Origin of the sequence: Microbispora sp. NPDC046973 (genome assembly GCF_040644495.1) — a bacterium.
In the GTDB taxonomy this organism is placed as follows: domain Bacteria; phylum Actinomycetota; class Actinomycetes; order Streptosporangiales; family Streptosporangiaceae; genus Microbispora.
On the sequence record NZ_JBEYWQ010000001.1, the window covers coordinates 553442 to 567318 of the forward strand.

The 13877-nt window shown below is 70.5% G+C and carries 13 protein-coding genes and 1 riboswitch; of the genes, 8 read left to right on the forward strand and 5 right to left on the reverse strand.

Translation table 11 applies throughout. The annotated features are described in order from the left end of the window. Positions 1 to 80 precede the first annotated feature (80 nt). Positions 81 to 1142 (reverse strand): LacI family DNA-binding transcriptional regulator, encoded by a 1062-nt coding sequence (locus ABZ860_RS02715; RefSeq protein WP_357214032.1) that lies wholly within the window; start codon positions 1140 to 1142, stop codon positions 81 to 83. A 142-nt stretch (positions 1143 to 1284) separates the two neighbouring features. On the opposite strand from ABZ860_RS02715, the gene ABZ860_RS02720 reads away from it, so the two are divergent. The 6 genes from ABZ860_RS02720 to ABZ860_RS02745 all read left to right on the forward strand — a co-directional run bounded on the left by ABZ860_RS02720 (position 1285) and on the right by ABZ860_RS02745 (position 7687). Then, on the forward strand, positions 1285 to 2640 hold the full coding sequence (locus ABZ860_RS02720) for a hypothetical protein (RefSeq protein ID WP_357214035.1): 1356 nt from the start codon (positions 1285 to 1287) through the stop codon (positions 2638 to 2640). Between the two features lie 6 nt (positions 2641 to 2646). Continuing rightward, positions 2647 to 3615 carry a sugar ABC transporter permease gene (locus ABZ860_RS02725; protein WP_357214038.1) on the forward strand — a complete coding sequence of 323 codons (969 nt, stop codon included), beginning with the start codon at positions 2647 to 2649 and terminating at the stop codon, positions 3613 to 3615. Continuing rightward, positions 3612 to 4436 (forward strand): carbohydrate ABC transporter permease, encoded by an 825-nt coding sequence (locus ABZ860_RS02730; RefSeq protein ID WP_357214040.1) that lies wholly within the window; start codon positions 3612 to 3614, stop codon positions 4434 to 4436. The genes ABZ860_RS02725 and ABZ860_RS02730 overlap by 4 nt, the downstream gene beginning before the upstream one ends. A 5-nt stretch (positions 4437 to 4441) precedes the next feature. Next, positions 4442 to 5359 (forward strand): ROK family protein, encoded by a 918-nt coding sequence (locus ABZ860_RS02735; RefSeq protein WP_357214043.1) that lies wholly within the window; start codon positions 4442 to 4444, stop codon positions 5357 to 5359. A 145-nt stretch (positions 5360 to 5504) separates the two neighbouring features. After that, a complete protein-coding gene (locus tag ABZ860_RS02740; RefSeq protein WP_357214047.1) occupies positions 5505 to 6665 on the forward strand; it encodes a glycoside hydrolase family 68 protein in 1161 nt (386 codons plus the stop codon). Continuing rightward, positions 6662 to 7687 carry an alpha/beta hydrolase gene (locus ABZ860_RS02745; protein WP_357214049.1) on the forward strand — a complete coding sequence of 342 codons (1026 nt, stop codon included), beginning with the start codon at positions 6662 to 6664 and terminating at the stop codon, positions 7685 to 7687. The genes ABZ860_RS02740 and ABZ860_RS02745 overlap by 4 nt, the downstream gene beginning before the upstream one ends. 94 nt (positions 7688 to 7781) lie before the next feature. On the opposite strand, the gene ABZ860_RS02750 is transcribed toward ABZ860_RS02745, so the two are convergent. After that, positions 7782 to 9155: a cellulose binding domain-containing protein gene (locus ABZ860_RS02750; protein ID WP_357214051.1), complete on the reverse strand. Its 1374-nt coding sequence runs from the start codon at positions 9153 to 9155 to the stop codon at positions 7782 to 7784. A gap of 878 nt (positions 9156 to 10033) precedes the next feature. Next, on the reverse strand, positions 10034 to 10432 hold the full coding sequence (locus ABZ860_RS02755) for a VOC family protein (RefSeq protein WP_357214054.1): 399 nt from the start codon (positions 10430 to 10432) through the stop codon (positions 10034 to 10036). A gap of 94 nt (positions 10433 to 10526) precedes the next feature. Between ABZ860_RS02755 and ABZ860_RS02760 the strand changes: the two genes are divergently transcribed. After that, positions 10527 to 11543 carry a YafY family protein gene (locus ABZ860_RS02760; protein WP_357214057.1) on the forward strand — a complete coding sequence of 339 codons (1017 nt, stop codon included), beginning with the start codon at positions 10527 to 10529 and terminating at the stop codon, positions 11541 to 11543. 45 nt (positions 11544 to 11588) lie between these two features. On the opposite strand, the gene ABZ860_RS02765 is transcribed toward ABZ860_RS02760, so the two are convergent. Further along, on the reverse strand, positions 11589 to 12365 hold the full coding sequence (locus ABZ860_RS02765) for an alpha/beta hydrolase (protein WP_357214060.1): 777 nt from the start codon (positions 12363 to 12365) through the stop codon (positions 11589 to 11591). Positions 12366 to 12426: 61 nt separating this feature from the next. Between ABZ860_RS02765 and ABZ860_RS02770 the strand changes: the two genes are divergently transcribed. Beyond that, positions 12427 to 12843 carry a MarR family winged helix-turn-helix transcriptional regulator gene (locus ABZ860_RS02770; RefSeq protein ID WP_357214062.1) on the forward strand — a complete coding sequence of 139 codons (417 nt, stop codon included), beginning with the start codon at positions 12427 to 12429 and terminating at the stop codon, positions 12841 to 12843. 89 nt (positions 12844 to 12932) lie between these two features. Here ABZ860_RS02770 and ABZ860_RS02775 read toward each other — a convergent pair whose 3' ends face one another. Next, positions 12933 to 13436, reverse strand: a complete 504-nt coding sequence (locus ABZ860_RS02775) for a C40 family peptidase (protein ID WP_357214064.1) — start codon at positions 13434 to 13436, stop codon at positions 12933 to 12935. 130 nt (positions 13437 to 13566) lie between these two features. Further along, positions 13567 to 13724, reverse strand: a riboswitch (cyclic di-AMP (ydaO/yuaA leader). Positions 13725 to 13877: the final 153 nt, after the last annotated feature.

Genomic DNA, 13877 nt, shown 5'->3' on the forward strand with positions numbered 1-13877 from the left:
GATGCGCTCCGGTCCAGGCCGGTCGCGGGCGACCGGCCCGCCTGCTCCCACGCGCGCCGATGTGGCGGCCGGCGTGCCGGTCAGGCGGCCGGCGAGGCGACCGACTCCCGGAGGCGGATGGGCATCGGTACGCGATGCACCTCGCCCTCTCCGCCGTCGTCCTCACGGTCACGGCCGATCTCCGTGAACAGCACGTCGACGGCCTTGCGGCCGAGCTCGTAGTGAGGGAGGGCCACCGTCGTCAGCTGGGGACGCATCCATGAGGCGATGGGGTGGTCGTCGAAGGACACCACGGAGACGTCGGCGGGCACCTTGAGCCCGAAGTCGTCGAGTGCCTGGTAGGCGCCCAGGGCGACCCGGTCGTTGAAGCAGATCAACGCCCGCGGGCGCTCCTTCTGCAGCAGTGCCCGGGTCGCGGCGAGGCCGTACTCCGGTTGCCAGTCGGGGCAGACGTGGCCGCCCGCCGGCTTGACCCCCGCCTCGGCGAGCACCTCGCGGATGCCGATGAGCCGTTCGACGGCCGCGACGCTTCCGCCCGCAGGGACGTTGCGCCGCCCGGGGCCGGCGCCGATCAGGTGGATGCCCTCGCGATGGCCGGCGTCGAGCAGAGCCCGAGCGGCGACGCGCCCGGCCTCGATCTCGTCGGGGATGACCGAGGGCAGCGGTGACGGCTGTTTGGGGAGCGCGTTGAGCAGGACGGCGGGGGCGGCCGCCATGCTCTTCGGCACCCTGATGGTTCTCGTGTACATCGCGGCCAGGATGATCCCGTCCACCTGACGGTCGTGCATGGCCTGCAGCAGGAGCCGTTCGAGCTCGGCGTCCCCCTCCGTCTCACCGATGAACAGCATGAAGCCGCGCTCCCGCGCGGCCTCGAGGGCTCCCTTGATCATGTCGCCGGCGAGCCGCGACGTGGCAACCGTGTCCGAAACAAAGCCGATAGTCCGAGTTGTCCCAGTTCGCAGGCCTACGGATACGATGTTCGGCCGGTACTGCAACTCGGCCGCGGCCTTGAGCACACGCTGCTCGACATCCTGGGAGATGCGCAGCTCCCGGCCGCGTCCCGACAGCACGAGCGACGCGGTGGTCGGCGAGACGCCGGCGATCTTGGCGACGTCCGCCAGCGTGACCCGTCGTGGGCTCACCGGGTGACCTCCTGCGATGTGGGGGTTGACACCCCGCGACACGTGTGATGAGACTATCGCACTGCTAATCCGATTTAGCAAACCTGAGTCCTGGGGCGTCCGGTGTGTGCCGGCGAGTCCCCGAGCAATCAAGGAGACGCAGATGTCGCGTCGAACTCGCTGGAACGGGGCCGCGCTCGCGGTCGTGATGGGAGGGGCGCTGGCGGCGGGCTGCGGGGCGCCCGGCGGCGACGCCCCTCAGCCGGAGGCCACCGGCGCGTCCCTGGCGGCCGCGCCGACCTGCGGCACGGCGCCGGTCACGCTCAACGCCTATATCGAGACCGGCTTCCCCCTGCCGAAGGAGCTCAGCACCGAGTTCTCCAAGCAGCACCCGAACGTGAAATTCAACATCCGCGAGGACCAGTTCGCGGTGATCACGCAGAACGCGCCGCGCGTCCTCGCCGACGATCCGCCGGACCTGATGCGGCTCCCGCAGGTGTCGGAGCTGGTGAAGAACAACCTGCTGAAGAACCTCGACGGCTACGCGAAGGCGTTCGGCTGGGACTCCTGGCCCGCCTCCCAGCTGGAGCAGATGCGCCTGGCCCCCGGCGGGAAGACCCGCGGCGAGGGGTCGCTGTACGCCATGGGGCTGAACTTCAGCATGACCGGTGTGTTCTACAACAAGAAGCTCGCCGCCAAGATCGGCATGTCGTCCCCGCCGGCCACGCTGGCCGAACTGGACGACGCGCTCGCGAAGGCCAAGAGCGCGGGCCTCACCCCGATCGCCCAGTTCAACGGCGGAGCGACCGGCGGTCTCGCCTTCCCGCTGCAGGACCTCATGGCCGCGTACGGTCCCCCGGGGCCGATCAACGACTGGATCTACCAGAAGCCGGGCGCCACGATCGACACCCCCTCGAACCTGCAGGCGACGCAGCACCTGGAGAAGTGGATCAAGGCGGGGTACTTCTGGAAGGACGTCAACGCCGTCGACTACGCGACGATGATGAGCCGCTTCATCAAGGGCGAGGGCCTGTTCATGTTCAACGGCGACTGGGAGTCGGGGAACCTCGACAAGCAGATGCCGGGCGACGTGGGCTTCTTCCTGATGCCGCCGGCGCAGCAGGGCGGCAAGCAGGCCGCGATGTCGGCGCCCCTCACCTACGGGATCAGCTCCAGGGCGAAGAACGCCGACTGCGCGGCGTTCTTCCTCAACTGGGTGGCGACCGACCCCAAGGCACGTGAGATCGGTGTGAAGGTCGGCGGGTCGCACCCGATGGGCCCGGCGGACGCCCCCATGCCGGAGGTGGCGAAGGACACGGTCACGGCGAGCACCCTGGACGCCGGGGCGAAGATCGCCGAGGACAACGGCGCGATGGACTTCATCGCGAACGCCACCGGCGCGATCTACGCCAAGAGCTGGACGCCCCAGTTGCAGAAGCTGGTCGCCGGGCAGCAGACCCCCGAGGCGCTGCTGAAGTCGGTGCAGAGCGACTACACGAGCCAGGTCGGGGGGAGCTGAGCACCGATGACACGGCCGACTCCCGACAGCGCGGTCGCTCCCCCTGCGACCCGCCCCGGCCGGGCAGCCGTGACGAGGAAGCGGAGCCCCGCCCCCGCGACGGGGCTCCGCACGCCGAGCTGGGTCGGCTGGCTCTTCGTGGCTCCGGCGCTCATCGTCTACGCGGTCTTCGTACTGCGCCCGATCGCGCTGACCGTCCAGTACTCGATGTACCGCTGGGACGGCATCGGCCCGTCCACCTGGGCCGGACTGGGCAACTACGCCAGGGTGTTCACCGACCCCGACCTGTTCGCCTCCATCCTCAACGCGGTCAAGCTGATCGTCTTCTTCAGCGTGATCCCGGTCGTGCTGGGCCTGGTGATCGCCTCAACGATCCGCCGGATCGCCACGAGCCGGCTCGCGCTGGTGGCGCGGACGATCCTGTTCCTGCCGCAGGTCATCCCGCTCGTCGCCGCCGGCATCGCCTGGAGCTGGCTGCTGTCGTCGAACGGACTGGTCAACCAGCTGCTCACGTACGCCGGGCTCGGCGGCGTGACCCGCGCGTGGCTGGGCGACTTCTCCACGGCCCTGCCGGCGGTCGGCGTGATCGGGGCGTGGGTGCTGCTCGGCCTGTGCACGATCCTCCTCCTGTCCGGCCTGAGCAAGATCGACCCGGCGCTGTACGAGGCGGCCCGGATGGACGGAGCGGGACCGCTGCGCGAGTTCGTCTCGATCACCGTGCCCAGCCTGCGGCAGGAGATCGGCGTCTGCGTCACGGTGACCGTGATCGCGGCTCTGGCGAGCTTCGACATCGTCTACGTCTCCACCCAGGGCGGCCCGGGGAACGCGACCATGGTCCCGGGGCTGGAGATCTACTACCTGGCCTTCTCCGAGCGGCAGGTGGGCATGGCGTCCGCGCTGGCCGTCGTGCTCATGGTGCTCGTCCTCCTCGTCGCCCTTCCTATCCAGTGGCTCACCAAGGACAGGTCCTCATGATCGTCGGACGCCGGGAGGCGTGGACCGGAAGGCTGCTGCTCGTCCTGCTGATGGCGGTCACGCTCATGCCGTTCGTCAGCCTGTTCGTCACCGCCCTGCACCCGTCCGGCAGCTACCCCTCGGGCCTGGAGTGGCCGCGCGACCCGCAGTGGGGCAACTTCGTCAAGGCGTTCCAGGCCGCGCGGATGATCGAGCTGGTGAAGTCGAGCACGCTCATCGTGCTCGGCGTGGTTCCCGTCTCGCTGCTCCTCGGGACGCTGGCGGGATTCGCCATCGGTCACCTGCGGATGGCGGGACGGAATCTCGTGTTCCTCGCGTTCGTGCTCGGGCTGACGCTGCCGTTCGAGGGCATCATCACGCCGCTGTACTACCAGGTGCGCGACATGGGGCTGCTGAACACCCGGTGGGCCATCATCCTGCCGCTCATCGGGCTGTTCATGCCGTTCGCGGTCTTCTGGATGCGGGCGCACTTCGTCAACGTGCCCGACGCGCTGTCCGAGAGCGCGCGGATGGACGGCGCGAACGTGTGGCAGCTCTTCTGGCGCATCCACGTCCCGCTCGCCATGCCGGCGCTGTCGTCCCTGGCCATCCTGTTGTTCCTGTGGACCTGGAACCAGTTCCTCCTGGCGATCGTCCTCGTCGACGACCCGCTGAAACGGACGATGTCCGGGGCCCTGGGCGCCTTCCAGGGGCAGTGGGGAACCGACATGCCGCTGCTCTGCGCGGGATCGCTGTTGATCCTGGCCCCCACGCTCGTCATCTTCCTCATCTTCCAGCGCCGCTTCGTCACGGCTCTGCTCCAGGGCTCGCTGAAGGGGTGACGCGCATGGACGCAGCCGCCCCGGTCTACGGGGGGATCGAAGCGGGCGGGACGAAATGGGTGTGCGCGGTCGCCGACGCCGGCGGAGGCCTGCTCGCGACCGAAGTGATCCCCACGACCACGCCGGAGACGACCATCGGCGCCGCGCTGCGGTTCTTCGGGGACCACCGGCCGCTCGCCGCGCTCGGCGTCGGCACCTTCGGCCCGGTGGACGTGCGACCCGGCTCGCCGACGTACGGCCACATCCTGGCCACGCCCAAGCCGGGCTGGGCGAACGTCGACGTCGTCTCCCCGCTGCGCGCCGCGCTGGGCGTACCCGTCCGCCTGGACACGGACGTCAACGCCGCGGCGCTGGGCGAATGGCGGCGGGGGGCGGGCGCCGCGCTCGGCACGTTCGCGTACATGACCGTGGGGACCGGCGTCGGAGTGGGAGCGGTGGTGAACGACGGACTCGTGCACGGACTTCTGCATCCTGAGTTCGGCCACATCCGCATCCCCCACGACCCGGTCAGGGACCCGTTCGCGGGGAGCTGCCCCTTCCACGGCGACTGCCTCGAAGGGCTCGCGTCGGGGGAGGCGATGCGCCGGCGATGGGGGCGCCCGGCCGAGCACCTGGACGACCCGTCGGCCTGGGAACTCGAGGCCGAGTACGTCGCCCTCGCCGTCATGAACCTGACCTACGCGCTGTCGCCCGAGCGGATCGTCGTGGGCGGGGGCGTGGCCAAACACCCCGCGCTGCTTCCGGCTGTGCGGGCGCGGCTGCTCACCCTCACCGCCGGTTACCCGGGGGCGCCGGTGCCCGCCGGCCCCGCGGCCGTGGAGGAGTACGTCACCGGCCCCTCCCTCGGCGACCGCTCGGGAGTGATCGGAGCCGTGGAACTCGCACGCGGCGCGGCCCGCGCCGAATTGACCCGCTTTCTGTGACGCGCCGGGAAACGCCCCGCGCGATTGAGTTGGAGGTTCTTCGAATGGCTCCATGGGGGCGGCGAGACGGCACGCCGGGACCGGAGACCCGGCCCGGCGCGCATGAGGTGCTCGCCGGCGGACGGCGGCGTGACGGGGGGACCGCGTGAACGGCGAGCCCGCGCGCTGGACGCGGCGGCACCTCGCCGCGCCGGCCGGCGGTGCGGCGACGACCGCACCGGTCATCGGCCTTCCGGCGCCGCCGCGCGTGCTGCCTCACCACGACGTCTGGGATCTGTGGCCGATTCAGGAGGAGGACGGCTCGACGTCCGTGGTCCGGGGCCGCGAGTTGTGGATGGCGCTTTCCGCGCCCGCCCTCGGCCACCCCGAGGAGCGTCACGACCGCGCCCGCCTCCGGCTGCTGGCCAGGGACGGCGACGGCTGGACCGACCTCGGCCACGCCTTCGCCGACGGCGCCTCGCCGGGCAGCCGCGAATGGTCGGGATCGGCGGTCCGCAGACCGGACGGCACGGTGTCGGTGTTCTACACGGCCGCGGGCCGGCGAGGGGAGGCCCGCCCGACGTTCGCCCAGACCGTCGTCGAGGCCCGTGCCCGGCTGCTGACCGATGACGGCCGGATCCTGCTGGACCAGGCCGCCGAGCACCGGGAGGTCCTCCGCTCGGACGGCGTGACGTACCTGCCGGCCGACGACATCGAGGGAGGACCCGGGCGGATCAAGGCGTTCCGCGATCCCGGCTGGTTCCGCGACCCCGCCGATGGGCGCGAGTATCTGCTCGTTGCGGCGTCCGTCGCCCCGTCCGCCGACGCGGACCACGCCTTCATGGGCGCGGTGGCCCTCGCCGCCGCGACACCGGACGGCTGGTCGCTGCGGCCGCCCCTCCTCGTGGCCGACGGAGTCAACCACGAGATCGAACGGCCGCATATCGTGGTGCACCGGTCGTCGTACTACCTCTTCTTCTCCACACACCGTCACTCGTTCCACCCGCCGCGAAGCGCCCCCACCGGGCTCTACGGCTTCGTCGCCCCCAGCCTCACCGGGCCGTACACACCGCTGAACGGCTCGGGCCTCGTGCTGCGCAATCCTGTGGGAGAGCCCGACCAGGCGTACGCCTGGCTGGTCCTGCCCGACCTGAAGGTCGTGAGCTTCCTCAACTACCGCAGCGTCGGAGGGCCGGACCCGTGGGAGGCCGAGCCCGCCGAGGCGAGGGCCGCCTTCGGGGGGACGATCGCGCCGGTTCTCGAACTCACCCTGCACGAGGCCGCCACCTCTGTGGTCGTTCCCACCTCGGCGGGAGCAGGGCGTTGAGCACAGGGCGTGGCGCGGCGGCGGGAGTGCTCGGGGCGGCCGCCGTCGCGGCCGCCGTGGCGCGCCGGCACCACACGCTCTCGGCCGTCGCGCCGGAGCTGAGGACACCGGCGCTGTGGCTGCCGCGCCCGATCACCGGCAGGCTGACCCTGGCCCTCGCCCGGCGGCGCTCGCGCCGGACGACGGACGCGGTCGCGGAGGTGGCGGTCACCCGGCACGACGTCTCCGGCGGCCGGGACGTCTTCGTGTACGAGTCGCCGGGCCGCCGGCGCCCCGGCGGGGCGCTGCTGTGGATCCACGGGGGCGGCACGATTGTCGGCCGGCCAGAGAGCGACCACGAGCTGTGCAGCCGCATCGCCCGCGACCTGGGGATCGTGGTGGTGAGCGCACGCTATCGGCTCGCTCCGGAGCATCCCTTCCCCGCCGGTTTCGACGACTGCTTCGCGGCGCTGCGCTGGCTGCACGACGCCGCCCCCGCACTCGGCGTCGACGGTGAGCGTGTCGCGGTGGGCGGAGCGAGCGCCGGCGGCGGGCTGGCGGCCTCGGTCGTGCAGAAGGCGTACGATCACGGGCTTCCGGTGGCGTTCCAGCTGCTCCTGTATCCCATGCTGGACGACCGTACGGCCCTGGTGCGCGACCATCGGGGACGCGGCAGGGTCGGCTGGACGGCGCGCTCGAACACGTACGCCTGGACCTGCTATCTCGGTCGCGGGCCGAGCGTCGCCGAACCCCGCCCCTATGCCGCGGCGGGCCGCCGGGAGGATCTGCGTGGCCTGCCGCCCGCGTGGATCGGCGTCGGCGACCTCGACCTGTTCTACGCGGAGAACCTGCGCTACGCCGAACGGCTCGGGGCGGCCGGCGTGCCGGTCGACCTCGTCGTCGAGCCCGGCATGTACCACGGCGCCGACTTCGACCACCAGGCGACCGTGCCGTCGATGCGCGCGTTCCGCCAGGGCATGCTCGACGCCCTGGCCGCCGGGCTCACGCTCGGCCCGGCAGCGGCCCGCCCCTCGACTCCGTGACCGGTCGACCGGACGGGAGGGAGCGGGGGCTCATGCGCCGGGAGGACCCGGGGGTGGAGGCCGGTCGGCCGCCACCCCCGGTGATCCTTGCCGATCAGGCGATGGTGCAGGGGCTTCCGTTGAGTGTGAACGCGGTGGGCTTGGCGGCGTTGCCGGTGTGGGTGGCCTGGAAGCCGATCTCGGTGGTGGCTCCGGGGGCCAGCGAGCCGTTGTAGCTGACGTTTGTCGCCGTGACCTGTCCGCTGGTGGGGGAGTAGGTGGCGTTCCATCCGTTGGTGATGGTCTGTCCACCGGGGAGGGTGAAGGCCAGCGACCATCCGTTGACGGCCGAGGAGCCGGTGTTGGTGATGGCGATGTTCTCGGTCAGCCCGTTGTTCCAGGCGTTCACGGTGGCGCTCACCCGGCAGGCGCCCGAACCTTCACTGGGCGAGGCCGACGGCGACGGCGACGGAGAAGGCGACGACGACGGGGACGCCGAGGGGGACGCCGACGGGGACGACGACGGGGACGCGGAGGGCGAAGGCGAGGGGGAAGGAGACGTGGACTGGAACTGCGTGAAGAACTTCCACACCTCTCCCGAAGTCCAGGTCCTGGCACCGCTGGTAGAGGTGGACCCGTCGTTCGGGGAGGGGGTGTGGTCCCCGTCGAAGGCGGCCCACACGACCGGGTATCCGGCCCGGCACCCCGAGTAGGCGGTGATGATGTGGGTCAGGCTGCCCTGCGCCGGCTCCCGCGGGGTCATGGGGGTGCAGCCGTTGTTCGTGACGAACCTGTCGCGCAGCGACCGCCCGTTGGAGATGTTGAGCACCGAGTCATGGGTGCCGTGGATTCCCATGTACGCGACGGGCTGGGTGCCGCCGTTGCACCCGCTGAGCTGCGCGCCGGAGTAGACCGCGACCGCGCGGAAGACCGTCGGCCGGGCACACGCGACCGCGAAGCTCATCGAGCCGCCGTAGCTCCACCCCATGGCGAAGCGCTGCGTCGTGTCGACACAGAGGTCGCTCTCGACGCGCTTCAGCACGTCGTCGGTGAAGGTCAGGTCTTCACCGTTGGTGTTGCCCCAGCCGTTGTTGATGCCCTGGGGCGCGATGAAGATCGTGCTGTTGTTCGACAGCTGCTTGAGCCCGTAGTAGGCCCAGACGGCTCCGTCCGATCCGCCGCTGTCGACAATCTGGGCGGTGCCGTTCAACCAGTGGTACGCCATGATCAACCGGTAGGGGCGGTTGTTGTCGTAGTTGTCGGGAATCCGCAGGATCCAGGTGCGACTCTTGCCGCTGGTCGTGATCGTCTGTGAACCGCTTCTCAGCGTCGGGGCCTTGCCGCATCCGGCGGTCGCCGCCGCGGCGGCGACCGTCGAGGACGACGTGGTCGCGCCGAGGCTGTCGCTCAGTGCCATGCGTCCCGTGGTCAGGACGAGAAGCGCGGCGGCCGCGACAGCGGTGAAGATGGTTCTCTGTCTCAACTTCACGCAACTCCCTTTGCCGTTCGAAAATCGACATGCGTCGATAGGGAAGCCATTTGTTTTTCCTGCATCTGGTGGAGCGTCCGCAGCCGGCACGTGCGTGCCGGCCGAGCGGCTCCCCGGACGGATTCGAACGCTAAGTGAGCCCACCGTCAGTCGACCCCGGGGAGCGCGGCGACCGGCCGTTGCCGGCGTGCGCGTGCTCGCCCCTCCCTGCTGCAGAAGAGCAAGGCGAGTTCAGCTGTCCGTCGGCGTTCGCATGGCGCCTGCCGCGTTCTCTCCTCGGCGGTTGTGCTGGAGAACGGCCGAAATCCCGGAATGCGGCCCCTTATCCGGTGAATGCCGGATGAAGGCGGCCTATGCCGAGCTCTGCCGATCCCAATCAATTCGCCTGGCATGCGGCGACGACATGTTAGCGCTAACAGTGACGGGGGCGGACCAAGTGCTCCTCTCTGCCGGCCGACTGGAGGTGGTGGTGAAGCGGAGCAAATATGAAGTCATGAGACCCTGTCAAGAATTGCGCCTTCTCGTCGAGAGGCCCTCGGCGGTGACCGTTCATTTCCGGGGTGCGACCAGGGAAGAAGCCGCGGCCGCCGTTGACGCCGCGATGAAAATTTCAACCGTCGCCGGCTCTGCGCCTGCGGCGACGAGGCCGCATCCGGCATCGGCCGGTGGCGGCGGTCGTCAGCACCCCCCGTCGCCGGGAAACGCCCGGGCGGTTCCGGAGCAGACGGCCGGGATGGGGGCGATGACCGGCGGCCGGAGAGTGCCGCTCCTCCGGATGCGCCGGCAGGCACGAGGAACGTGGGTGCGTCTGCTGCCGTTCTCCTACCGGCTCGAACAGCCGTTGCTCGCCCACAAGGTGCGGGGCGCGTGCCGCGTCGTCAGCGGGCGAACTTCTCGATGGCGGCCGGGGTGACAGGGGTGAAGAAGTTGACGAGGTTGCCGTCGGGGTCGCGCAACAGGAGCGACCGGTTGCCCCAGGGCATCGTGGTGGGCTCCTGGACGAACTCCTCGACGAAACCGGCCAGGTTCCGGTGCACGCCGTCCACGTCCTCGACGAGGAATTCGATGATCACGCTGTGGTTGGCGGCCGGCCGGGCGGCGCCGGGGGCGAAGAGCGGGACGGTGCGGGTGCTGCCGATCGCGAGGGTGGCGGAGGCGGTCCTGAGCTCGGCGAAGTCCTCGCCGAACCATCGGGCCCGCGCTCCGGTGGCTCGCTCGTAGAAGTCCACGAGGCGCGCGACATCGCCCGTGATGACGCGGATCGATACGAAGTCCATGGTGATCTCCCTGGTACGCGGGGTCGTTCTCCCGAGGCACACTAGGAGGGATACCGGACAGAAACCGCCCACTATTGTCACTAGGTTGTGTGACGTGGCCCGACCTACTCACCGCGTGCTCACGCTGCTGGAGCTCCTGCAGTCGGGCGGCATCCGGACGATGGCCGAGCTCGCCGACCGGCTCGGCGTCGACGAGCGCACCGTTCGGCGGTACGTGGACCACCTGATCGACCTCGACGTACCCGTCGAGTCGGTGCGCGGCCGCTACGGCGGATACCGGCTCGCCCCCGGATACCGCCTGCCTCCGCTCATGCTGAGCGACGACGAAGCGCTCGCCGTGCTGCTCGGCCTGGTCGCCGGTCGCCGGGCAGGGCTGATGACGACGACGGGCACGGCGAGCGAGACGGCGGCGGCCAAGATCCGGCGGGTCCTGCCCGAGCGGCTCGCCCGCAGGCTCGACACCGTGCTCGAATCCCTCGCCTTCACGGCTCCGCCCGGCGAGTTCGCCGCCCCGGAGACCGCGGTCCTGCTCTCCGTGGCCGACGCGGTGCGCCATCGCCGGCCGATCTCGATCAGGTACACCGCCGCCGACGGCCGGCGCAGCGAACGCACGCTGCATCCCTACGGGCTCGTCGCCCATTCGGGCCGGTGGTACGTCACCGGTGCGGATCCCGAGATCGGCGAGGATCGGACCTTACGGCTGGATCGCATCGCGGACGCGAGGACCCTGCCCGGTTCGTTCGAGCCGCCCGCCGGGCTCGATCCGGCGCAGCACGTTCTGTCGGGGTTCGCCAGGGCTCGGTATCGGCACGAAGTGGTCCTGCGGATCCAGGGGACGGTCGAGCAGATCCGCGCCCGGCTTCCCGCCGGCGTCGCGACTGTGGAGGAGTCCCCGCCCGCCGGAGGCGCGGACCCCGAGACCGAGGGCTGGCTCCGGGCCGAGCTGCGAGCGGAGCGGCTCGATTGGTTGCCTCCGGTGCTCGCGTCGCTCGACCGGCCGTTCGTCGTCGAGCGACCGGACGAGCTTCGCGGCCTCGTGGCCGCGCTCGCGGACCGGCTCGCGGCCTCCGCCCGGAGGGTGCCGCCCGCTCCTGGCACAGTCGTCGCCTGAAGCGACCGCGACTGCAGTAGGCGCGGCCTCGATGCGCGCCGCCGCTCACCGGTCCGCGGCTGCGTGTAGATAGTGGTCGATCGCGGCGAAGGTGGCTACCGGCTGTTCGATGTGCGGCAGGTGGCCGGCTTCCGGAATCACCTCCAGCCGGCCGTCTCCGAAGGCGTCGGCGTAGGCGGCGCCGTAGGCGGGAGTGACGATCCGGTCGCTTTCTCCCCACAGCAGGAGAGTGGGGACGTCGACGTGTCGCAGCCGGCGGAGCAGTTTGGGGTCGTGCATATAGGGGTCGCCGGCCAGCGTGCGCATGGTGGCCATGTCGGCTGCCCGGCGCGCGAGTTGGTCGGCGGGAACGCCGGCCGGGTCGGCGTAGAAGCGCTGCGAGTCGTGCCAGGCGTACTCGGCGACGCCGCGGGCGTCGAGGGAGAAGAAGTCGCGGATCGGCTCGCCGGGGATGTGCACGCCGACGGCGTCGATCAGCACCAGTCCGGTGATGATCCCCGCGGTGTCGCGTACGGCCATCTCGGCGGCGGTCCAGCCGCCGAGAGAGGAGCCGACGACGAGGACGTCGCGCAGTCCGAGCCGATGCAGACAGTGCAGGTAGGCCAGGGCGAGGTCGTCTATGCCGGTGAGCCATAAGGGGCGGTGGGTGCCGTCCCAGCCGGGGTGCACCGGCGTGATCGTGTGCGTCGTCCGGCGAAGGTGCCGGGCGAGTCCGGCGACGGTGGCGGGGCCGCCGCCGCCGTGCAGGATCAGGGCCGGTCTGCCGGTTCCGGCTTCCGACACCGTGAGGGACAGGTCGTCGTAGAGCGGGATGGTGTTCATGGGCACAGCATAACTAAGGATGTTTAGTTAAACTAGCTTAGTCTCCTACTAAACTCATGCCGTGCATGGCGATCTGCAAGAACTCGGACGAGCGGTCAAACAGGCTCAGTATCGGCAGCATCGGGCCCTGGAGAGCGGGCTGTCCGCGATCGGCGCGACGCTGGCCCAGTGGGATGCTCTTCGGGCGATCAGCCGTTCTCCCGGGGCGTCGGCCCGGGAGCTGGCCGTGGCGACCTTCCAGACCGAGCAGGCCTTCGGAACCCTCGCCGGTCGGCTGGTGGCCCAGGGGTGGATCGAGCGCCGGCCCGGGCGCGGCCGGCGCATCGAGCACCATCTCACCCCTTCCGGGGAGCGGGTCCTGGAAGCCGGGCACAGGGTCGCCGACGAGGTGCTCGCCAGGTGTTACACCGCGTTGTCGGACGGGGACCGCGGGACCCTGCTTGCCCTGCTCCAGCGCCTCATCGCAGAGGACGCGTAGTCTCCGGCCTCTGGCCGGCCCTCGGCGGGGATTTCCCGGGTGGCGCGCCCCCGGGACATCCCCGCCGAGGAGGTCTCCCCGGCCCGAGGTCAGACCCCGGGGCGTACGGCGGTGAGGAAGCTGCTCCTCCAGTAACCGTTGAGCCTGTCGACACTGACCACCGCGCCGCTGTGGGGAGCGCTGATCACCTTCTTGTGCCCTATGTACATGCCCACGTGGCCGCCGCCGCTGGTGAAGATGAGGTCGCCGGGCTTGAGGTGCGCCAGGGAGACCCTCTTCTTGACGGCATCGAGCATCGACCAGGTCGTGCGCGGGAGCTTGACGCCGGCCTTGCGCCAGGCGAACTGGACCAGCCCGGAGCAGTCGAACGCCCGTGGGCCCGTGGCGCCCCATACGTACGGATCGCCGAGGTGCTTCTTCGCCACCTTGATGGCGCGCTCGGCCTTCTCCTGCTGGAGGGCCGACTTGGTGAGCTTCGTGTTCGCGGAGTCGTCCGCCGTGGTCGCCGCCGGAGCCTCGCCGTTGTACGGGGTGGTCACCGTGACGGGGGGCTCGGGCGGGATGACCGCCGAGGCGGGGGGCGGGGCTGTCACCGTCCCCGACATGGCGGCCGCGGGGAGCGCGCTCAGGGCTCCCACGGAGGCGGTGAGCGCGGCGCTACTGAGAGTGACGCAGGCAATGCGGAGCAGAGTGGTGGAGTTGGCAGACAGGGGATCTCTCCCTAGGGTCTTCCGCTTGCGCCTACCGGGTTAGCTGACGGATTCGGGCGGGGAAGTCGCCCTACGGCGCTGGCGCGCCGATTCACCCCAGACCTTCGTCGAAGGTCGATTGGTTCCCCGGCTCCGAGCCTCCTTGCTGCACGGATTCGGCATCACCGGCGCCCAGGGGGGCGGAGAGGACGTGGCGACGGTGACAGTGGATGTTCGTTTTCGAACACGGCCTGGCCGGGTTCATAACGGCGGTGTCACGGGGACCCCGTCGTTGGGCAAGGAAACTACCAAGTAGCCACATATTGCCGCAAAGGGCATGAAAAG

Coding starts and splice junctions, on each gene's coding strand:
- ABZ860_RS02735 (WP_357214043.1), top strand. CDS start 4,442: ATGGACGCAGCCGCCCCGGTCTACGGGGGGATCGAAGCGGGCGGGACG.
- ABZ860_RS02725 (WP_357214038.1), top strand. CDS start 2,647: ATGACACGGCCGACTCCCGACAGCGCGGTCGCTCCCCCTGCGACCCGC.
- ABZ860_RS02765 (WP_357214060.1), bottom strand. CDS start 12,365: ATGAACACCATCCCGCTCTACGACGACCTGTCCCTCACGGTGTCGGAA.
- ABZ860_RS02730 (WP_357214040.1), top strand. CDS start 3,612: ATGATCGTCGGACGCCGGGAGGCGTGGACCGGAAGGCTGCTGCTCGTC.
- ABZ860_RS02755 (WP_357214054.1), bottom strand. CDS start 10,432: ATGGACTTCGTATCGATCCGCGTCATCACGGGCGATGTCGCGCGCCTC.
- ABZ860_RS02720 (WP_357214035.1), top strand. CDS start 1,285: ATGTCGCGTCGAACTCGCTGGAACGGGGCCGCGCTCGCGGTCGTGATG.